Origin of the sequence: Bradyrhizobium sp. AUGA SZCCT0182 (assembly GCF_018130185.1) — a bacterium.
GTDB lineage: Bacteria > Pseudomonadota > Alphaproteobacteria > Rhizobiales > Xanthobacteraceae > Bradyrhizobium.
Genome location: NZ_JAFCLY010000020.1, coordinates 108351 through 128899 on the forward strand (window position 1 = coordinate 108351; position 20549 = coordinate 128899).

The 20549-nt window shown below is 63.9% G+C and carries 17 protein-coding genes, 1 pseudogene and 1 riboswitch; of the genes and pseudogenes, 11 read left to right on the forward strand and 7 right to left on the reverse strand.

The window, feature by feature from the left end:
• Positions 1-12: 12 nt before the first annotated feature.
• Entirely contained in the window at positions 13-846 is an 834-nt protein-coding gene (locus JQ611_RS21625) for a DUF6600 domain-containing protein (RefSeq protein ID WP_212466536.1), read from the reverse strand.
• 421 nt (positions 847-1267) lie between these two features.
• Between JQ611_RS21625 and JQ611_RS21630 the strand changes: the two genes are divergently transcribed.
• Positions 1268-1780, forward strand: a complete 513-nt coding sequence (locus tag JQ611_RS21630; protein WP_212466537.1) for a L,D-transpeptidase — start codon at positions 1268-1270, stop codon at positions 1778-1780.
• Between the two features lie 54 nt (positions 1781-1834).
• On the opposite strand, the pseudogene JQ611_RS21635 reads toward JQ611_RS21630, so the two are convergent.
• Positions 1835-2421: pseudogene (locus JQ611_RS21635) on the reverse strand (thermonuclease family protein).
• A 44-nt stretch (positions 2422-2465) separates the two neighbouring features.
• The gene (locus tag JQ611_RS21640; protein WP_212466538.1) at positions 2466-2690 is read right to left on the reverse strand and encodes a DUF1674 domain-containing protein; all 225 of its coding nucleotides are present in this window, start codon (positions 2688-2690) and stop codon (positions 2466-2468) included.
• A 204-nt stretch (positions 2691-2894) separates the two neighbouring features.
• Here JQ611_RS21640 and JQ611_RS21645 point away from each other — a divergent pair, with 204 nt between their 5' ends.
• From JQ611_RS21645 to purH, 3 genes are all read left to right on the forward strand, one after another.
• A complete protein-coding gene (locus tag JQ611_RS21645) occupies positions 2895-4241 on the forward strand; it encodes an RsmB/NOP family class I SAM-dependent RNA methyltransferase (RefSeq protein ID WP_212466539.1) in 1347 nt (448 codons plus the stop codon).
• A 116-nt stretch (positions 4242-4357) separates the two neighbouring features.
• Positions 4358-6112, forward strand: coding sequence for a heparinase II/III family protein (locus JQ611_RS21650; protein ID WP_212268581.1), 1755 nt, complete (start codon positions 4358-4360; stop codon positions 6110-6112).
• A 49-nt stretch (positions 6113-6161) separates the two neighbouring features.
• A riboswitch (ZMP/ZTP riboswitch) is annotated at positions 6162-6242 on the forward strand.
• A gap of 19 nt (positions 6243-6261) precedes the next feature.
• Complete coding sequence (gene purH, locus JQ611_RS21655) at positions 6262-7854, forward strand: bifunctional phosphoribosylaminoimidazolecarboxamide formyltransferase/IMP cyclohydrolase (protein ID WP_212466540.1); 1593 nt, start codon at positions 6262-6264, stop codon at positions 7852-7854.
• A gap of 80 nt (positions 7855-7934) precedes the next feature.
• On the opposite strand, the gene JQ611_RS21660 is transcribed toward purH, so the two are convergent.
• Positions 7935-9344, reverse strand: coding sequence for an MFS transporter (locus JQ611_RS21660; RefSeq protein WP_212466541.1), 1410 nt, complete (start codon positions 9342-9344; stop codon positions 7935-7937).
• Between the two features lie 129 nt (positions 9345-9473).
• Here JQ611_RS21660 and ggt point away from each other — a divergent pair, with 129 nt between their 5' ends.
• The 3 genes from ggt to JQ611_RS21675 all read left to right on the forward strand — a co-directional run bounded on the left by ggt (position 9474) and on the right by JQ611_RS21675 (position 13651).
• A complete protein-coding gene (ggt, locus tag JQ611_RS21665) occupies positions 9474-11222 on the forward strand; it encodes a gamma-glutamyltransferase (protein WP_212466542.1) in 1749 nt (582 codons plus the stop codon).
• Between the two features lie 136 nt (positions 11223-11358).
• Positions 11359-12249 carry an NAD(P)-dependent oxidoreductase gene (locus JQ611_RS21670; protein ID WP_212466543.1) on the forward strand — a complete coding sequence of 297 codons (891 nt, stop codon included), beginning with the start codon at positions 11359-11361 and terminating at the stop codon, positions 12247-12249.
• A gap of 31 nt (positions 12250-12280) precedes the next feature.
• Positions 12281-13651, forward strand: a complete 1371-nt coding sequence (locus JQ611_RS21675) for a serine hydrolase (protein WP_212466544.1) — start codon at positions 12281-12283, stop codon at positions 13649-13651.
• Positions 13652-13806: 155 nt separating this feature from the next.
• Here the strand turns inward: JQ611_RS21675 and JQ611_RS21680 are convergent, their stop codons facing one another.
• Entirely contained in the window at positions 13807-14472 is a 666-nt protein-coding gene (locus JQ611_RS21680) for a glutathione S-transferase family protein (protein WP_212268568.1), read from the reverse strand.
• A 135-nt stretch (positions 14473-14607) separates the two neighbouring features.
• Between JQ611_RS21680 and JQ611_RS21685 the strand changes: the two genes are divergently transcribed.
• The 4 genes from JQ611_RS21685 to panE all read left to right on the forward strand — a co-directional run bounded on the left by JQ611_RS21685 (position 14608) and on the right by panE (position 17889).
• The gene (locus JQ611_RS21685) at positions 14608-15213 is read left to right on the forward strand and encodes a DUF2239 family protein (protein WP_212466545.1); all 606 of its coding nucleotides are present in this window, start codon (positions 14608-14610) and stop codon (positions 15211-15213) included.
• 88 nt (positions 15214-15301) lie between these two features.
• Positions 15302-15907 (forward strand): 2-hydroxychromene-2-carboxylate isomerase, encoded by a 606-nt coding sequence (locus JQ611_RS21690; RefSeq protein WP_212466546.1) that lies wholly within the window; start codon positions 15302-15304, stop codon positions 15905-15907.
• Positions 15908-16041: 134 nt separating this feature from the next.
• Positions 16042-16779: an SDR family oxidoreductase gene (locus JQ611_RS21695; protein ID WP_212466547.1), complete on the forward strand. Its 738-nt coding sequence runs from the start codon at positions 16042-16044 to the stop codon at positions 16777-16779.
• A gap of 189 nt (positions 16780-16968) precedes the next feature.
• The gene (gene panE / locus JQ611_RS21700) at positions 16969-17889 is read left to right on the forward strand and encodes a 2-dehydropantoate 2-reductase (protein ID WP_212466548.1); all 921 of its coding nucleotides are present in this window, start codon (positions 16969-16971) and stop codon (positions 17887-17889) included.
• Positions 17890-18068: 179 nt separating this feature from the next.
• Here the strand turns inward: panE and JQ611_RS21705 are convergent, their stop codons facing one another.
• Both JQ611_RS21705 and JQ611_RS21710 read right to left on the reverse strand, forming a co-directional pair.
• Positions 18069-18647: a c-type cytochrome gene (locus tag JQ611_RS21705; protein WP_212466549.1), complete on the reverse strand. Its 579-nt coding sequence runs from the start codon at positions 18645-18647 to the stop codon at positions 18069-18071.
• A 259-nt stretch (positions 18648-18906) separates the two neighbouring features.
• On the reverse strand, positions 18907-20169 hold the full coding sequence (locus JQ611_RS21710) for a sorbosone dehydrogenase family protein (RefSeq protein WP_212466550.1): 1263 nt from the start codon (positions 20167-20169) through the stop codon (positions 18907-18909).
• Between the last annotated feature and the right edge of the window lie 380 nt (positions 20170-20549).

Genomic DNA, 20549 nt, shown 5'->3' on the forward strand with positions numbered 1-20549 from the left:
ATGATTGCTCCCTCACTTCGCGTTCGACGGCGTGCAGACATTCGGGACGTTGAAGTTCAACGTCTTCTGCCACACGAAATTGGAATTCTTCATCATCTGGACCATGAACCACGCCGGCCACGGACCGAATCCGATCTGCACATGGACGAACGGCCCGATCAGGTAGGGCGGCAGCACGATGACGACGATGCCGTCGACGAATTCGTACGCCGTGATCCATTTGGTCTGGCGTAGAATTACCGGAATGCGTTCGACCGGAGCCGACTTCGTCGCGTCGCAACCATTGTCGAACTTCGCGGTCTCGACGAATATCCACTGATCGCTGTTGTTGAACTGATCGGACGACATGCTGGGGAACGCCTGGTCCGGCGGCATCGGCGCCCAGCCCGTCCATTCGGGGCTGGACCGCCACACCACCCATCCGGGGCTGAACTCCGAACCGGGATCCCAGGCCCAGCCGATCTGCTGATCCCAGAACCAGCGGCCATAGTGGTGCACGATCTGGCCCCACGGCGTCTTGTCGTCGTAGTACCAGCCATATTGTTTGGTCTTGACCCACTGGCACGGCGGATAGGGATGCCAGCCTTGCGGCGTCACCGTCGGCACCCACACCTCGCCGAAGCGGGCGTGCTGGACGAAACGTCCATACTGCGACAGCACCGCGCGGGCTTCGGCCTGCACCGGTTCGTCGCGAACCTCCTCCCTGACATCGTAGGAGGGTTGCGCCACGGCGGTTGCCGAAAGCGCTGATAGCCCCAGCAGCAATGCGGCCAGTATTGCTGTGAGGCGGCCGCCGCCGGCGCGGACGGCTCGGCGCAGCAAAACAATCTCAACCAATGCTCGCATGAGACGAACTCCTGCGCCCCGGAATTGGGCCGCAGCCAGCAGCCGCGTCGTCACGACGCCGAGTTCGGGGCTTCCGGTTTAATTTTTCGTCATGTTCGGGGCCTGGTACCGCCCGGCGCCCTTGCTGCCGCTCCTTTGGGCGAGGCCCCCGCCGCCTGGACCTGACGGCCTCACGCAATCGTCAGGGCGGCGACCGCTGCCCGGGACGTTTCCGGACGAGTGTTGTTTTCAAGTCATTTACTTTAATTCGAACATTTCCTTTTGTTCCGCCATCGAAACGGGTCTCACGGCCGGCTTGGAAACCATCCGGTTAAGACACGCGGTTAAAAATGCGTGGGTGAGACGGCAAACCACTATTTCTGATAGGTTTGCGCAGGCATTTGAGGACCCCCTGACGGGGGCGAGTGGGCAGGAGAAATTGATGTCGACGAGGATTGCGGTGGCGCTGGCGGCCACCATCGGGGTGAGCGTTTTGATGTCGTCGGCGGCAGAAGCGCGGCCGGAGATAGTTGGCGTCCGCGGCGATTACACGCCGGGTACGATCGTCGTGAAGACCAACGAGCGCCGCCTCTATCTCATTCTCGAACAAGGCCGCGCCGTGCGCTATCCGGTCGGCGTCGGCCGCGCCGGCAAGCAGTGGGAAGGCACCACCCGCATCGATGGCAAGTATCAGAACCCGGCCTGGTCGCCGCCCGCCGAAGTGAAGCGCGACAAGCCGAACATGCCCAACGTCATTCCCGGCGGCTCGCCGAGCAACCCGATGGGCGTCGCGGCAATGACGCTCGCCGGCGGCGAATACGCCATCCACGGCACCAATGCGCCGGGCTCGGTCGGCGGTTTTGTCTCCTATGGCTGCATCCGCATGCTCAACGCCGATATCACCGATTTGTACCAGCGCGTTTCGGTCGGCACGCAAGTGACGGTGACGCGCTGATCGGCCTTCTCTGTTTTGAAATTTGAGAGAGCCGCGCATCGAGCGCGGCTTTTTCTATTTCCCGGCGTTCGCGCACCAGCCGTTGCGATGACCGCCGCTGTACCTGCGCCCATGGCCACCGGCAAGCAACGCAGCCGAGACGCTGGTGGTCTTCCTCGTCGCCACGTCGGCCACCACCCGGCCGGCATACTTGTCCGGCCCGATATTCGAGATCGTGACCGCGCCTTCGCGGAGCAGGCCGCGCAGCGCGTCGCTCGCGGCTTCCGCCATCTGCAATTCCTGCGGACAGGCCGCCTTCAATTCCGGCGTGTCGATTCCGCGCAGGCGGACCCGCGTGTTCAGCGCAAGGCCGTCAGGCAAATGCACCCGCGCCTCGAACGTATCGCCGTCGACGGTCCGGATCACCTCGACGGCGTGACGCACATCGGGACTGCCGGCGCTCTTCCAGATCGTCTCGGCGTCGCGCGCAGCCTGCTGTCGGCCGTATGCGGAAACGGCCAATGCACCCAATGCCGCAGCGGCACCATCGACGCCGCGGCGATGGCGAACACGAATACCCAGGGCAAAGCCGCCGAGAATCGGCGCCGCCAGCCACTTCGATGCTGCGTCCGATAAGTATTTATTCTTTTATATGGGGACATATTCCCAATATGGTGGGCTGAGTCGGCTATTCCGGCAATTCGCCTCAAAAATCCGAGGCGATGCCTTTGCGCTCCCAGTCGCCGTAACGGGTCGGCTCGGGCCCCTTCGGACCCTGAAATTCCTTTTGTGCCGGTTGAGCGGCGTTGGCCTCGGCGGCTTTCCGGCGCGCTTCGGCCTCGGCGAGTGCACGCTGGGCGGCTGGCGTCAGCAACTTGCCGGGGGCGGCGCCGGGAAGAGTTGCAGACGGTGATCGGGGATCGTCGGTCATGGCAAAATTTCCGGCAAAACTTTCCTGCGGCCGATCTCGTAGCACAGCGACGAACGCATCGCCGGCATCACAATCATGAAATCGCCGGTGCGATTCTTACATTTGGCATATTCGCATGCCAAATGAGTTTTTCATTTCCAAGTTCTTCACTTCGATGGCATGCGCCGAAACCCTGTTCAGCACCTTCCGAGATATTCCTTCTCCATGCCCCCTTCAAGATTCGCAGTTCCTGCCGAAGTTCCCGGTCTCGCGGCGCGGCGTATAGCGGCCGACATTCTCGACGGCGTGCTGCACAAGCACCGCACCCTCGACGAGCAGCTCGACGGCGCCGGCGCCCATCCCGGATTGAAATCGCTCGCCGATCGCGACCGCGCGCTGATGCGGCGGCTGGTTGCAACGATTCTGCGGCGGCTCGGCACCCTCGGTCATTTGTTGTCGCGCCTGCTCGACCGCGGCGTTCCGACCGACGCGCCGCGCGCGCAAAGCGCGCTGTTGATCGGCGCTGCGCAGATTCTCTGGATGGACGTGCCCGATCATGCCGCCGTCGACCTGTCGGTGCGGCTGGTGCAATCGGACCGACGCGCCGCGAAATATGCCGGGCTCGTCAATGCCGTGCTGCGGCGTTGTGCGCGCGAAGGCCAGCCGCTGATCGACGAAGTCAAGGCGCAGACGCTGGACATTCCGCCGTGGCTGCTGGCGCGCTGGATCGCGGCCTATGGCGAGACCACCGCGCGTGAGATGGCAATTGCGATCGGCCATGAACCGTCGCTCGACATCACCGTGAAGTCGGACGCGCCGCAATGGGCGACCCGCCTGCACGGCGAAACGCTGCCGACCGGGACGGTGCGCACCCTGTTGCAGGGTTCCGTGACGATGCTGCCCGGTTTCACCGAAGGTCAGTGGTGGGTACAGGACGCCGCCGCCGCACTGCCGGCGCGGCTGTTCGGCGACCTCAACGGCAAGAGCATCGTCGATCTCTGCGCCGCGCCCGGCGGCAAGACCGCCCAGCTCGCGCAAGCCGGCGCACGCGTCACCGCGGTCGATCGTTCGGCGCCGCGGATGACGCGGCTGCGTGACAATCTTTCGCGGCTGTCGCTGCAGGCCAATGACGTCGTGGCCGATGGCGCCGAATGGCCGGGCGGTGACGCCACGTTCGACGGCGTCCTGGTCGACGCGCCCTGCACCTCGACCGGCACCATCCGGCGCCACCCTGATGTGGCCTGGTTGCGCCAGGAAACCGACATCGCGGCGCTGAGCGCGCTGCAGCTCCGCTTGATGAAAAAGGCGGTCGCCCTGCTCAAGCCGGGTGGGACGCTGGTCTATTGCACCTGCTCGCTGGAACCGGAAGAAGGCGAACAGGCGGTGGCGGCGCTGCTCGCGACCGAATCAGGCGTGCGCCGCGCGCCGGTGGACGCCGGCGAAGTCGCAGGCCTTGCCGAGATCGTAACAGCGGACGGCGATTTGCGTACCCTGCCCTGCCATCTGCCCCACGACGACCCGCGGCTTGGCGGGCTGGATGGATTTTACGCCGCGCGGCTGGTTAAATCCTGATTTTGCACCTGTTTTTCGCGACCTTCGGGTGATTCGCGCACTTTCAAGATGGTGTCTTGGGCGCGTTTCCGGATTAAAAGGATTCGCCACAAGATCTCCTCCCATCAAGGTTAGGCGTGTCGGTCGCTCAACGCAGACGCATTACGACGCTGGTCGCGAGCCGCTTTGCGCGGGGCGTGATGGCGCGCGCCAGCGGCGGTACCGTCGGGCTGTCGCGGCTGTGGCCGGGCCGCGCCGACCGGCTGATCATCGCGCCGCATGATCTGCGCACCGCCGACGCCACCCGCGCCGCCGAAATCTACGCCGGCCGTTTCGTGTTCGCCGGCAAGATCGTGACCTGCCACGGCCGCTCGATCTTCGATCTCGAACCGCCGTCGGAAGATTGGGAAGTGGCGCTGCTCGGTTTCGGCTGGCTGCGCCATCTGCGCGCGGCCGATACCGCGCTGACCCGCGCCAACGCCCGTTCGCTGGTCGACGACTGGATTTCGAATCCCGGCCGCAAGCGGCCGCTCGAGCGCCGCGCCGATGTGCTGGCGCGCCGCGTCATCTCGCTGTTGTCGCAGGCCCCGCTGGTGCTCGGCGATACCGACGGCAAGTTCTATCGCAAATATCTGCGCGGGCTGACCCGCGAGATCCGCTATCTGCGCTACACCATGCTCGACATCGCCGACGGCGTGCCGCGGGTGCAGGTGCTGATCGCGCTTTGCTACGCCTCGCTGTGCCTCGCCAACCAGGCAAAACATATCCGCTCCGCGAGCCGGCGGCTGTCCGACGAATTGCAGCGGCAGATCCTGCCCGACGGCGGGCACATCTCGCGCAATCCCGGCGCGCTGGTCGAACTGCTCAGCGATATGCTGCCGCTGCGCCAGACCTTTGCCGCGCGCAATATCGCGCCACCTCCGGCGCTGCTCAACGCGATCGACCGCATGATGCCGATGCTGCGCTTCTTCCGCCATGGCGACGGCGCCTTTGCGCTGTTCAACGGCATGAGCAACGCGCCGAACGATCTGGTGGCGACGCTGCTGGCCTATGACGACACCCACGGCGTGCCGATGGCGCACATGCCGCATACCGGCTTTCAGCGCCTCGATGCCGGCACCACCACCGTCATCATGGACACCGGCCCGCCGCCGCCGCCGAATATCAGCCAGGACGCGCATGCCGGCTGCCTTGCGTTCGAATTGTCCTCCGGGCCGAGCCGGATCGTCGTCAATTGCGGCATGCCCTCGACCGGCCGCGACAATTGGCGCGCCTTTGCGCGCAGCACCGCGGCGCATTCGACCCTGACCTATCACGAGACGTCGTCGTGCCAGTTCGTCGAGATATCGGCGATGAAGCGGCTGTTGCAGGGGGCGCCGGTGACCAGCGGCCCGGCCAATGTGGAAAGCTATCGCGAAGCGGTGGAGAGCGGCGATCTTCTGACCACATCGCATGACGGCTATTTGCCGCGATTTGGCGTCGTGCACCGCCGCGTGCTGATGATAGCGCCTGACGGCGCGCGGCTCGACGGCGAGGACACGCTGTCGCCGGCGCCGGGCTCGCGCTTCAAGGGCAGCGGCACCGACTTTGCCTTGCGGTTTCACCTGCACCCGTCCGTGAAGGCGAGCCGGCTTTCCGACGCCCGCGGCGTCATGCTGGTGCTGCCCAACCGCGACGTCTGGACCTTCGAGGCGCTCGACGACAAGGTCGACCTCGAGGACAGCGTTTTCCTGGCCGGCAATGACGGCCCCCGCCGCACCGCCCAGATCGTGATCCGGCAGGATTCGCGGCAGGCAACCTCGATCCGCTGGAATTTTGTGCGCTCCTCGACCTCAGCCGCCGCCACCAACGCCCGCCGCAACGCCAGGCGCGAACCGGAATTGCCGTTGTAGAAACAACCGATCCTGCCGTTGTGAAACCCGCCGAAAACTGCTAACCGAGCCCTGCTCGCGCGACTGGCGACCTTGGATGGAGTACCATCGGGAAGCGCGGGACTAGCTGCCGCGCGCCTGGGCACCCCCTTTAACCGAGGATCTTGCCCATGACTGACCATCCCCGCCGCGTCACCCGCGCTCTGTTGTCCGTTTCCGACAAAACCGGCCTGATTGAATTCGCCCGCGCGCTTGCAGGCCACGGCGTCGATCTGGTCTCCACCGGCGGCACGGCAAAGGCGATATCAGCCGCGGGGCTGAAGGTGACGGACGTCTCCGACCTCACCGGTTTCCCCGAAATGATGGACGGCCGGGTCAAGACGCTGCATCCGAAGGTGCATGGCGGCCTGCTCGCGATCCGCGACAACAAGGAACACACTGATGCGATGCAGACGCACGGCATCGCGCCGATCGATCTGCTGGTGGTCAACCTCTATCCGTTCGAGGCGACCGTCGACAAAGGCGCCGGATACGAGGACTGCATCGAGAATATCGACATCGGCGGTCCGGCGATGATCCGCGCGGCGGCGAAGAACCACGACGATGTCGCGGTCGTCGTCGAAGCCAGCGACTATCAATCCGTGCTCGACGAGCTCGCCGCCAACAACGGCGCCACCTCATTGAAGTTGCGCCGCCGTCTCGCGGCAAAAGCCTACGCCCGCACCGCGGCCTATGACGCCGCGATCTCGAACTGGTTTGCGCTTCAGCTGAAAGACGACGCGCCGGATTTCCGCGCCTTTGGCGGCAAACTGATCCAGTCGCTGCGCTACGGCGAGAACCCGCATCAGACCGCGGCGTTCTATGCCACGCCCGACAAGCGGCCGGGCGTTTCGACCTTGCGCCAGCTTCAGGGCAAGGAGCTGTCGTACAACAACATCAACGACACCGACGCGGCCTATGAATGCGTCGCCGAGTTCGACCCGGCCCGCACCGCCGCCTGCGTCATCGTCAAGCACGCCAACCCCTGCGGCGTTGCCGAGGGCAGCGATCTGCTCGGCGCTTACAAAAGGGCGCTGGCCTGCGATTCGACGTCGGCCTTCGGCGGCATCGTCGCAGTCAACCGCACACTCGACGCCGACGCTGCGCGCGCCATCACCGAAATCTTTACCGAGGTCATCATCGCGCCGGACGCGACAGAGGAAGCCATCGCTGTCGTCGCCGCAAAGAAGAATCTACGGCTGTTGCTGGTCGGCGGCCTGCCCGATCCGCGCAAGCCGGGGCTTACCGCCAAGACGGTGTCCGGCGGCCTGTTGGTGCAAAGCCGCGACAACGCCGTGATCGAGGACATGGCGCTGAAGGTCGCAACCAGGCGCGCGCCGACCGATGCCGAACTGCGCGATCTCAAATTCGCCTTCCGCGTCGCCAAGCACGTCAAGTCCAACACGATCATTTACGCCAAGGATCTCGCCACCGTCGGCATCGGCGCCGGCCAGATGAGCCGCGTCGATTCCGCCCGCATCGCCGCCCGCAAGGCGCTGGATGCCGCGGCTGAAATGAAACTCGCCGAACCGCTGACCAAGGGTTCGGTGGTCGCGTCAGACGCGTTCTTCCCGTTCGCCGACGGCATGCTGGCCTGCATCGAAGCCGGGGCCACCGCTGTCATCCAGCCCGGCGGATCGATGCGCGACGACGAGGTGATCAAGGCCGCCGACGACCACGGCATCGCCATGGTGTTCACGGGCGTGCGGCATTTCCGGCATTGAGCCACACCTGTCATTGCCGGGCTTGACCCGGCAATCCATCCGCTACGCAAAAAGATTTTCAAAATTGATGGATGCCCGGGTCAAGCCCGGGCATGACGAGCGGGTAATTCCCTAACCCGCAACAGCAACACCAGCCCGACGACAAAGAACACCACCAGCAGCGCCATGCCGGCCTTCTGACTCGCAGTCACCGCCGTAACAACGCCGATCAGCAGCGGTCCGACGAACGAGGTGACCTTTCCGGTCAGCGCGAACAGCCCGAAACACTGCGCGATGCGATCTTGCGGCGCGAGGCGAATCAGCAGCGTGCGCGACGCCGCCTGCAGCGGACCGCCGGCGCCGCCGATCAGGCATCCGAGGATGAGATAGGCGCGCTCGGCCGCACCCGAGAACAGCGGTCCGCCGGGCACGGGGGGCGCCACCTTCACGAACAGGATCGAATCCTTGTCGACCAGCAGGATGGCGGCGAGCGCCAGCAGCAGCACCAAGAGGCTGATCGCGATCACGCGCTTCGGCCCCACGCGATCATCGAGCTTGCCGCCGAGCCACGCCCCGAACACGCCCGCGATCGCCGCGACAATGCCGAAGGTGCCGATCTGGATTGTGTGCCAGCCGAACGTGCCCGCCGCGTAGATGCCGCCGAAGGCGAACAGCGAGACCAATCCATCGGTATAGATCATGTTGGCGAGCAGGAACGTCGCCAGCGATTTCTGCTTCGGCAATTCACGCAGCGTCTGCTTCAGCTCGCTCAAACCTTCGCGCAACGCCGCGCGCATCGGAAGCTTTGCCGGATAGTCCGGCGTCAGCAAAAACATCGGCAGCGTGAACAGCATGAACCACAGCGCCGTCAGCGGTCCGGTGATGCGGTCGCCCGCATGCGTCACCGGGTCGAGGCCGAACAGCGGCATGAACCCGAACAGCGTGCGTCCGGTCTGCGGATTGGCGGCGAGAAAACCAAGCACCAGGATCAGGCTGAGGATACCACCGACATAGCCGGTGGCCCAGCCGGTGCCGGACAGCCGTCCGATCTTGTCCGGCGGCACCAGCGTGGGCATCATCGCGTTGTTGAACACGGTGGCGAATTCGACGCCGACACTTGCGATCGCATAACACAGCAGCAGTGTCGGGATAATGCTGGGATCGCCGGGCTTTCCGAACCACATCAGGCTCGAGCCGATCACCAGCAACAAGCCGAATCCTGCGATCCACGGCTTGCGACGGCCGCTGGCGTCGGCAATCGCGCCCAGGATCGGGGACATCAGCGCAATCATCAGCCCCGCGGCCGCGGTGGCAAATCCCCACAGCGCCTGCCCGGTCGCCGGATCCGGCGCGACGAAGCCTGCGAAATACGGCGCGAACACGAAGGTGGTGATCAACGTGAAATAAGGCTGCGCGGCCCAGTCGAAGAAGATCCAGCTGACGACGGCGGCGCGGGGCGGATATTTTCTTGAAGTATCAGCGCCAGATGCCTGAGGAGCAGTCACCGTCATACCCAGGAATTTCCTTCATCGATCACGACAAGGCGTTTTGCCCGTCGAATTCGAACCCATATAGCATGCGATTATCATGCGTGTGCTATTGCCAGGCATCACACCGGCTCCAACTGCGGCGGATTTTGGATGATTTTCTGCACGAATAAGTGGCGTAGCGCGCTGGTGACCATCACGCTCGTCGTTGCGTCAGGCACAACGGCCTATGCGCAGGAGCAACGCCGCCTCTATACGCCGCCGGACCTTGCCACGGTTCGCGCCGTATCCGCCCAACACGGCATGGTGGTGGCGCAGGAGAAGCTCGCGGCGCGCGTCGGCGCCGACATCCTGCGGCAGGGCGGCAACGCGGTCGACGCCGCGGTCGCGACCGGCTTTGCGCTGGCCGTGACCTATCCACGCGCCGGCAATATCGGCGGCGGCGGCTTTATGGTGATTCATTCCGCCGAGCGCAACGAAGACGTCGCGATCGATTATCGCGAGACCGCCCCATCCGCTGCCACGCGCGACATGTATCTCGGCGCCGACGGCAAACCCGACACCGACAGATCGCGCAATTCGGCGCTCGGCATCGGCGTGCCTGGCACCGTGGCGGGTCTGGCGCTCGCGCTGGAAAAATACGGCTCCGGCAAATTCACCCTCGCGCAAATCATCCAGCCATCGATCGAACTGGCCCGCGACGGTTTTATCGTCGCCGACGACATGGCCGACACACTCTCCGACATGTATCGCCGGATGGCGCGCTGGCCGAATTCCGCCAAATCTTTCTCCCGTGCCGATGGTGAGCAGCTGCGTGACGGCGACCGGCTGATCCAGCCTGACCTGGCGGCCACGCTGACCGCGATCGCCGAACAGGGCCCGCGTGGCTTCTATGAAGGACCGGTCGCCGAAAAACTGGCGAAGGCGGTGAGCAGTGCCGGCGGCATCATGACGCCGGACGATCTGAAATCATATCAGGCGCTGCTCCGCGCGCCGGTGCGCGGCAATTACCGCGGCTACGACATCGTCTCGATGCCGTTGCCGTCGTCGGGCGGCACGGTGTTGCTGGAAACGCTGAACATCCTCGAAGGCTTTCCGATGTCCGACGTGAAGCAGGGCTCGGCCCCCTCGCTGCATGTCATGATCGAGGCGATGAAGCGCGCCTATGCCGACCGCGCCCGCTATCTAGGTGACCCCGATTTCGTCAATGCGCCGATGCAAGTCCTGCTCGCCAAGGATTACGCTGCCAGGCAACGCGCCAGCATCGATCCGGAACGCGCAACGCCGTCGGCCGATGTCTTGAAAATTACCCCGCAACGCGAGGGCAGCAACACCACGCACTATTCGGTTGTCGACAGCCGTGGCAACGCCGTCAGCAACACCTACACCCTGAACTTCCCCTATGGCGTCGGCCTGGTCGCCGACGGCACCGGCGTACTGCTCAACAACGAGCTCGACGATTTCACCGCCGCGCCCGGCGCCTCCAACGCCTTCGGGCTGGTGGGTTTTGAGGCCAATCTGCCCGGCCCGGGCAAGCGGCCGCTATCGTCGATGTCGCCGACCATCGTGCTGAAGGACGGCAAGCCGGTGCTGGTGACGGGAACGCCCGGCGGCAGCCGCATCATCTCGGCGGTGCTGCAGATCGTCGTGAACGCGCTGGATTACAAGATGGATGTCGCCGCTGCCGTCGCCGCGCCGCGCGTGCACCATCAATGGATGCCCGACGAAGTGCGGGCGGAACGCGGCTTTCCACAAGAGACGCTCGACGCGCTGAAGGCCAGAGGGCATCAGGTGATCGTGCCGCTCGGCCAGACCTCGGCCAATTCGATTGCGGTTACGCCCACCGGCCTGCTCGGCGCCCCCGATCCGCGCACCCGCGGCGCGGAAGCGGCGGGGCAGTAGGTTTCGATTCGCTGTTGCCGGTTTGCCTGACGAACGCATCGGCGTAGGATTGTTCTTCAATCTTGCTCGGTCGTTCCCTCCCCCTTGCGGGGGAGGGAGCATAACCATTTGTGCGTCCCTAACCTGGAGTCGTCCAATGACATCCCTCAAAGGCAAGACGCTGTTCGTATCCGGAGGCAGCCGAGGCATCGGGCTGGCGATTGCGCTGCGCGCCGCGCGTGACGGCGCCAATGTTGCGATCGCGGCGAAAACCGCGGAGCCGCACCCAAAACTCAAGGGCACCATCTACACCGCCGCCGACGAGGTTCGCGCTGCCGGCGGCAAGGCGCTGCCGGTGCTGTGCGACATCCGCGACGAAGCGCAGGTGATCGCGGCGATCGAAAAGACCGTGGCCGAGTTCGGCGGCATCGACGTCTGCGTCAACAATGCCAGCGCCATCAGCCTGACCAATTCGCAGATGACCGACATGAAGCGGTTCGACCTGATGATGGGTATCAATACTCGAGGCACCTTCCTGGTGTCGAAATATTGCATCCCGCATCTGAAGAAGGCCACCAACCCTCACATCCTGATGCTGTCGCCGCCGCTCGACATGAAGACGAAATGGTTCGAGCATTCCACCGCCTATACGATGGCCAAATTCGGCATGAGCATGTGCGTGCTCGGGCTGTCAGGTGAATTGAGATCTGCAGGCGTCGCCGTCAACGCGCTGTGGCCGCGCACCACGATCGCGACCGCCGCGGTCGGCAATCTCCTCGGCGGCGACGCGATGATGCGCGCCAGCCGCACGCCTGAAATCATGGGCGACGCCGCTTACGTCATCTTCACCAAACCCTCCCGCGAATTCACGGGGCAGTTCTGCATCGACGACAAGGTACTCTATGCCAGCGGCGTGCGCGACTTCGAGCCTTACCGCGTCGACAAGTCGGTACCTTTGATGCCGGACTTCTTCGTTCCCGATGACGACGTCCCGCCACCCGGCGTCACCGTGCAAGCGCTGCCCTCGGTCGCCGCCGCGAAACCGTAGCGCTGGAAACTGACGGGCAGCGGAGAGGCGTGTGGGCTGGCGAAGTTGGACCGCTGTCGCGTTGCTGCTGACCGTGTCGGCGACGGCCTGCGTCATCTACCGTCCCGATCGCGCGATCCGCATCGCCACCGGCGTGGTGGCGCACAATGTCTGCGCCAAGACCTTCGTCTCCGGCCTTGATCCGCAAACCGTGTTTTCGGAAACTATCGAGCGTCCCGGACTGCGCCGCCTGCGCACGGCGCTGCGATTTTACGTTGATCACACTGCGATGAGTGTTGATGCGTCGGCGGCGTGGATGTTTGGCAGCCGAGCTGTCTATCATGAAGGGCTCGGCTGTGTGCTGCGGCACGGAACGAAGGAGCCGTATATCCTCAAGAGCGACATTGACGCATTGAAGGTACCGAAATCGCCGCCGCTGCTGGGCCAGATTGCCGGCCCCGATGTCGTGGCGCCGTCCAATCCCGCATTGAAGGCCGCGCTTGAGCACGCCTTCGAGGAGCGGGCCGAGCCGCCGTTCCGTCGTACCAAGGCGGTGGTCGTAGTGCACGACGGCAAGGTGATCGCCGAGCGCTACGCCAGCGGCATCGGCGTCAACACGCCGCTGCTCGGCTTTTCCATGACCAAGTCGGTGATCAATGCCTTGATCGGGGTGCTGACCCAGCAAGGGCTTGTCACGCCCTCGATGCCCGCGCCGATACCGGAATGGCGCGGCGATCTCAGGCGCGAGATCGAGGTCGAGCATCTCTTGCGCATGACCACCGGGCTGGCGCTCGACGAAACCAACAGCTTCAGCGAGATGGTCTATCTGCAGGACGACATGGCCGGCTTCGCGGTCAACGCTGCGCTTGTCGCGCCGCCGGGCACGCGCTGGGCCTATTCCAGCCCGACGACGCAGCTATTGGCGCGGATCATTCGCGATGCCGCCGGCGGACCGGAGCAGAGCCTGGCGTTTGCGTGGCGCGAATTGTTCAATCCACTCGGCATGCGCGACGTCACGCTGGAATTCGACGCGACAGGCACGCTGCAGGGATCGACCAACATGCTGGCGAGCGCGCGGGACTGGGCACGGTTCGGACTGCTGTTTGTCAATGACGGTGTTGTCGGCGGCAAGCGCCTGCTGCACGAGGACTGGGTGGATTTCTCGGCCGCTGCGACACTCGACACCGACTATGGCGCCGGGTTCTGGACCAATCGCAGCGAGCATGCACACGCCAAAGAACGCGTGCGATCAGGCATTCCCCGCGACGCGTTCTTTGCGGCCGGCGATCTCGGCCAGCGCATTATGATCATGCCGTCACAGCGTCTCGTCGTCGTCCGCCTCGGCGACAGCGTCGATCCGACCGGCGATATCGGCGGGCTCGCGCGATTGGTGAAGGAAGTGATCGCGGTGGTGGGGCCGTGAATCTTCCCCCTCTCCCGCGCTTGCGGGGGAGCGCCGGGGTGGGGGTGTCTCCGCGATTCAGACTGTTCGTGTGGAGAGAGCCCCCACCCGCCGCGCTTCGCGCGTCGACCTAAGAGCGAGCTTCGCTCGTCTCGACCCCGCAAGCGCGGGAGAGGTTAGCGTCCCACCACATACGGCCCGCCCTTTTCCAGCGCGCGCGCATAGGCCGGACGGGCGTGGATGCGTTCGAGGAACGCCATTGCCTTGGGGTGACCGACCTCCAGCCCGCCGCGCGCGGCGGCGGCTTCCAGCGGAAAGCTCATCTGGATGTCGGCGCCGGAGAATTCGCTGCCGGCGAACCATTCGCTTTTCGCCAGTTCGCCTTCCCAGTAATCCATGTGCTGCTTGAGCTGCGGATTGACCAGTGTGGTCAGCGCCGTATTGCAGACCTTGCGCACCAATGGCCGAAGCAAGGCCGGCGCGCGCTTGGGCATCAGCGTGAACAACAGTTTCAGCAGCAGCGGCGACATCGCGGATCCTTCCGCATAGTGCAGCCAATAGGTGTAGCGCAGCCGCTCCGGTGTATTTGCTGCGGGGATCAGCTTGCCGTTACCATAAGTGCCTATGATGTATTCGGCGATCGCGCCTGACTCCGCGATGGTGTTGCCGTTGTCGGTGATCACGGGTGACTTGCCGAGCGGGTGAATGGCGAGCAGCTCTTTCGGCGCGCGCATGTCGCCCTGGCGCTGATAGCGCACGATCTCGTAGGGCACGGCGAGCTCTTCGAGCAGCCACAGCACGCGCTGCGAGCGGGAATTGTTGAGATGGTGCACCGTCAGCATAGCCGCTCCCCAAATTGACCGCCGCGTTGGTGCCAGCCGGGCACGGGAAAGTCGAGATGGCTTCAAGGCGGGGTTATGGGCTTTGACAGACCTAATTTACCCGGGTAATATCCAAGGTAGAATCGAGGAACAGCCGTGAATCCCACATCTGATGCCGCCTACATCGCTTTTGAAGGAGACAGCTGCGTCGGATCGGGCGATCTGCGCGAGGTCGCCCGTTCCGCCAGGCAGGCGCTCGGGCGGCAGCCGCAGGCCTCGATCCTGATTTTCAACGGCAGGACCAGCGCGCTGGTCGATGTCGACTTCCGCGGCTCGGTCGACGACGTCGTGGCGCGGATTCCGCTGCCGGAGCCACCGTCCACGGATGAAGATACCGTCCTCGCCGCCCCGCGCGGTCCCGGCCGCCCGAAACTCGGCGTGGTCGCGCGCGAGATCACTCTGTTGCCGCGGCATTGGGACTGGCTGGCGCAGCAAAAGGGCGGCGCCTCGGTCGCAATCCGGAAACTGGTCGACGAGGCGCGCCGCAACAACGAGGGCAGCGATCGCATCCGCCTTGCGCAGGAGGCCGCCTATCGTTTCATGTCGACCATGGCCGGCAACCGGCCGCATTTCGAGGAAGCGATCCGCGCGCTGTTCGCGGGCGACGCCAAACGTTTCGAGCAATTGATCGCCGAATGGCCCGCGGATGTGCGGGACCATGCTGCAAGGCTGGCAGTTCCGGCATTTCATCGCGAAGCTTGAGACGAAGTCCGGTTGATCCGGCTGATCGGACCCGCTAGGTTGGTTGAAATGATAGGGATCATATAAGAACCATCCGAGGGAGGCCGCCGTGAGCCTAAATCCGCAATTCTTGTTCGATTTCGGCAGCCCCAACGCCTTCCTCAGCCATGAGGCGATCCCGGCGATCGAAAAGCGCACCGGTGCGAAATTCGAATATGTTCCGGTGCTGCTCGGCGGCATCTTCAAGGCCACCAACAACAAGTCGCCGGCCGAGACGCTCGCCGGCGTCAAGAACAAGCGCGAGTTCCACGCGATCGAGACCGAACGCTTCGTCAAGCGCTTTGCCGTCAAGCCCTACACCTGGAATCCGTTCTTTCCCGTCAATACGCTGAACCTGATGCGATCAGCAGTCGCCGCGCAATTGGAAGGCGTGTTCGAGAAGTATGTCGAAGCTGCATTTCATCACATGTGGGTCGAGCCGAAGAAGATGGACGATCCGGAAGTCGCGGCGAAGGCGCTGGCCTCATCCGGCCTCGATGCCGCCAAACTGCTGGCCCGCTCGCAGGACGCGGATGTAAAGGCAAAGCTGATCGAGAACACGCAAGCCGCGGTCGAGCGCGGTGCATTCGGTTCGCCGACGTTCTTTGTCGGCAAGGAGATGTTCTTCGGCAAGGAGCAGTTGCGCGAAGTCGAGGAGATGATTTCGGGGAAATGACGACGCAGTCGTCATCCCGGGGCGCGAAGCGAACCCGGGATCTCGAGATTCCCCGGTGCGCAATTGCGCACCTGAGGTCTGGTCCTTCGGACCATCCCGGAATGACGGCGACACAGAATCAGCGGAGTTCACCAATGCAAAAACGAAACGCCACCGTCGCGGTGATCGGCGCCGGCGACTATATCGGCGGCGAAATCGCCAAGAAATTCGCTTCCGAAGGCTTCACCGTGTTCGCCGGCCGGCGCGACGGCGCCAAGCTGGAGCCGCTGAAGAAGGAGATCGAGGCAGCAGGCGGGGCGATCGTGGCGCGCTCGCTCGATGCGCGCAAGGAGGACGAGGTCGCCGCCTTCCTCAACGACGCCGACCAGCACGCGCCGCTGGAGATCTGCATTTTCAATGTCGGCGCCAACGTCAATTTCCCGATTCTTGAGACCACCGACCGCGTGTTTCGAAAAGTCTGGGAAATGGCCTGCTGGGCTGGCTTCCTGGCGGGCCGGGAATCGGCGCGGCTGATGCTGCCGCGCGGCCAGGGCAACATCTTCTTCACCGGCGCCACCGCGAGCCTGCGCGGCGGCAGCGGTTTTGCTGCCTTTGCCAGCGCGAAATTCGGCCTGCGCGCGGTGGCGCAATCGATGGCGCGGGAGCTCGGGCCAAAGAACATCCATGTTGCGCATCTGATCATCGATTCCGGCGTCGATACCGCCTGGGTGCGCGAGCGCCGCGAACAGCTCTGGGGCAAGGAAGCGCTCAACAATCCGGATTTGCTGATGCCGCCGGCCTCGGTCGCGGCGTCCTATTGGCAGCTCTACCAGCAGCCGCGCAGCGCCTGGACCTTCGAGCTGGAGATTCGTCCGTTCGGGGAGAAGTGGTAGGACGCTCTTTCCGTCATGGCCGGGCTTGACCCGGCCATCCACGTCTTGCTTGCTGCTGCGGTGTTAAGACGTGGATGCCCGGCACACCTAGCGCGAAGACGCGCTTCGCGCTACTGGCCGAGCATGACGAGGACCGTGATATCTCCGGCTCTCTGGATGAAGTAAGCTAGAACAAAACGGAGTTGAACGATGCGCATTCTCGTGGTCGGCGCCGGCGCCATCGGCGGATATTTCGGCGGCAGGTTGCTCCAGGCCGGGCGCGACGTGACGTTTCTGGTGCGCCCGAAGCGAGCCTCTGAACTCGCCTCCGCCGGCCTCGTCATCAAGAGCCCTGCCGGCGACGTCACGCTGAAGAATCCGCCGACGGTGCAGGCCGACAAGCTCAGCGAAAAATTCGACGTGGTGCTGCTGAGCTGCAAGGCGTTCGACCTCGAGGACGCGATCAAGTCCTTTGCGCCGGCGGTTGGCCCAAATACCGCGATCATCCCACTGCTCAATGGCATGCTGCACCTGAACGTGCTCGACGAAAGATTTGGCGCGGAGCGCGTGCTGGGCGGCCTCTGTGCGATTGCCGCGACGCTCAACCAGGCGCGCGAGGTGGTGCAGCTGGCGCCGATGCAGTCGCTCAATTTCGGCGAACGCGACGGCAAGATGTCGGATCGCGTCCGTGCGATCTCTGAAATCTTCACCAGCGGCAACATTGGCGCTGTTGCCAGCGAACACATCATGCAGGATATGTGGGAGAAGTGGGTATTCCTGGCCTCATTGGCGGCCTCGACCTGCCTGATGCGCACTTCGGTGGGCAACATCCTGGCGGTGACGGGCGGCAAGGATTTCCTGCTCGGCATGCTCGATGAATGCAGCGCGGTCGCATCAGCGGAAGGCTTTGCGCCCGGTGGGCCGTTCTTCCAGCGCACCCGTGGTTTGTTGACCGCGGAAGGCTCGCCCATGACCGCCTCGATGTTCCGCGACGTCAAGGCGGGATTCCCGGTTGAAGCCGATCACGTCATCGGCGATCTCGTCGCCCGTGCCGACGCCGCGAAAATTCCGGTGCCGAAACTGCGCATCACCTACACCCATCTCAAGGCGTATGAAAAGCAGCGGGGGTGAGGGCCTGGGAATAGCCGGCCACGCAACGCACTCCGCCGTCGTCCCGGCCTTGAGCACAGATGCGCAATTGCGCATCGGGGGACCCATAACCACCGGCGGTAATTGTTGTAGAAGATCTCTGACATATTGCCCAATTGATGGGACACGGCGTATGGGTCCGGCCTTCGCCGGGACGACGGTTAGAGATGCGCCAGATAATGCGCCAGCGCCTCGATCTCCTCTTCGCTGAGGGAATAGGCGACACTCGCCATCGCCGCCATGCCGCCGCCGGACCGCACCCCTGACTTGTAGTCGTGCAGCGCCTTGATGAGATAATCCTGACGCTGCCCCGCGACGCGGGCGACCGCCTTGGTGCCGGCGTAGTCTGGCAGGTGGCAAGACGCGCAACGCCCGCCCACGGCCGCCTGCGCGCCCTTCTTCGACAGATCCGGCTTGTCGTCGGGCGGCGCCTTCGGCGGCGGGAGCTGCGCGAAATAGGCACCGAGATTGCGGATGTCCTCGTTGTTGAGCTGCTCGACGATCGGCTGCATCTGCTCGTTCTTGCGGGCACCGGCGCGGTAGAACACCAACTGCCACTGGATGAACATGTCCGGCTGCGCCGCCAGCGAGGGAATGTTTTCCATTTGCGAAATACCGTTCTCGCCGTGACAGCCGACGCACAATTCGGCCTTCGCCTTGCCGGCGGCGATATCGGCGGCATGGGTGGGGCCGCAGATCATCATGGCTGCAAGCAGGCTTCCGGCTAATGCAGTTCGCATCATCACTCTCCTCCGTCATTCCGGGATGCGCCACTTGGCGCAGGCCCGGAATCCATACGCATTATCGTGGTTATGGATTCCGGGCTCGCGCTTCGCGCGCCCCGGAATGACGGCTGTTGGGTTCGATCGAAGTCCTCACAAACGCGAAGCTGCGGCCACTCGTTCCCGAGCAACCGCAGCCCCTGATCGTCTCGTCTCCTGTTTGACGCGTTTTCTTCACGCGAACCGGTATCCACTTCGCTCGAAAACGCTATGCGCCTTACTTCTTGGCGTAGCTGATGCGATAGATCGCACCGGCCCAGTCGTCGGACACCAGGATCGAGCCGTCCTTGTCGAGGATGATGTCGTTGGGACGGCCGAGATAGCCCTGGTCACCTTCGAGCCAGCCGGACGCGAAGATCTCCTGCTTGGCGTTCTTGCCGTCCGGACCGACGATGACGCGCTTGATCCGGGCGCCCTGGTACTTCTTCCGGTTCCAGGAGCCGTGTTCGGCGATCAGGATGTTGTTCTTGTACTCGGCGGGGAATTGGCTGCCGGTGTAGAACTTCATGCCGAGCGGCGCCACATGCGCGCCGAGATTGAGCACGGGCGGGGTGAATTCCGAGCACTTGTGACCCATCGCGAATTTCGGATCCGGCATATTGCCCTGGTGGCAGTAGGGATAGCCGAAATGCTCGCCGATCTTCGAGATCATGTTGAGCTTGTCGCTCGGCAGGTCGTCGCTGATCCAGTCCCGCGCGTTCTCCGTGAACCAGTATCGCCCCGAGCGTGGATCGACGTCGCCGCCGACGCTGTTGCGGACGCCGAGCGCCCAGATTTCCGCGTTGCCTGTCTTGGGATCGACGCGGCGGATCTGCGAGAGGCTGGTGGGCGGGAGGCCGATGTTGAAGGGAGGTCCGAACGGCAGGTAGAACCAGCCTTCCTTGTCGACCGCGATGTATTTCCAGCCATGCGCGACGTAGGACGGCATGTCGTCATACACCACCTTGCCGGCGCCGAGATTGTCGAGATTGGCTTCGGCGTTTTCGTATTTGATCAGCTTGTTGATCGCGACGACGTAGAGCGCGCCATCGACGAAGGCGAGGCCGGTCGGCATGGTGAGGCCCTTGAGGACAGTCTTGACCTCTCTCTTGCCGCCATTGTCCTTGATCGCGTAGACATTGCCGAGGCTGAAGGAGCCGACAAACAGCGTGCCCTTGTCACCCCTGGCCATCTGCCGCGCCTCCAGAACGTTGGAGGCGTAGACCTCGATCTTGAAGCCCGCCGGCAATTTGATCTTCGGGATCAGCTTGGCGAGTTCGGCCTCCGATGCGCCGGTCGGCGGGCCGGAAGGCGGCGCCTGCCCCTTCTGCGCCTCGGTCTCGTCGCCGAGAAACCAGTCGGGCGGCGGGTTGGTCCAGAACTCCTTGGTGCCGGATTCGTATTTCTTCAGCGGCTTCTGTTGCGCGTTGGCCTGGCTGGCCGCCGCGACAACTAGGATCGCCGTGAGCGCAAGAATAGATCGATGGAAAGCCGATTTCATCGCGTCACTCCCTATGCAGCCTTGGAGGCTGCGCCTGTTATTATTTTGAACGTTGAGAGGCGAACTTGGTCAGGTGGGGTCGAGTAGACTGCAAAATGTTAGCACATCCATTGCAGGAGAGAAGCGTAGGCTGCGCTACCCTGTCAGACGAAAATAGATTGCGAAGAAAATTTTTCGGACTTTTTGCGAAGACGCGCTGCACCGCAATATTCGTTTGAAGCCAGCGCCGCGGCCGGATCGAACGGTGCGCGTCCCGATCGGCGGGCTTCCACAAAACAAGGCAGATCGTGCGCGCGTTAGTTCTCGGTGGGACAGGCCTGACCGGCTCTGCCGCGGGTGCGGCAACTCATTGGGCTCGAGCAAGAATCATTCAGCCGGGC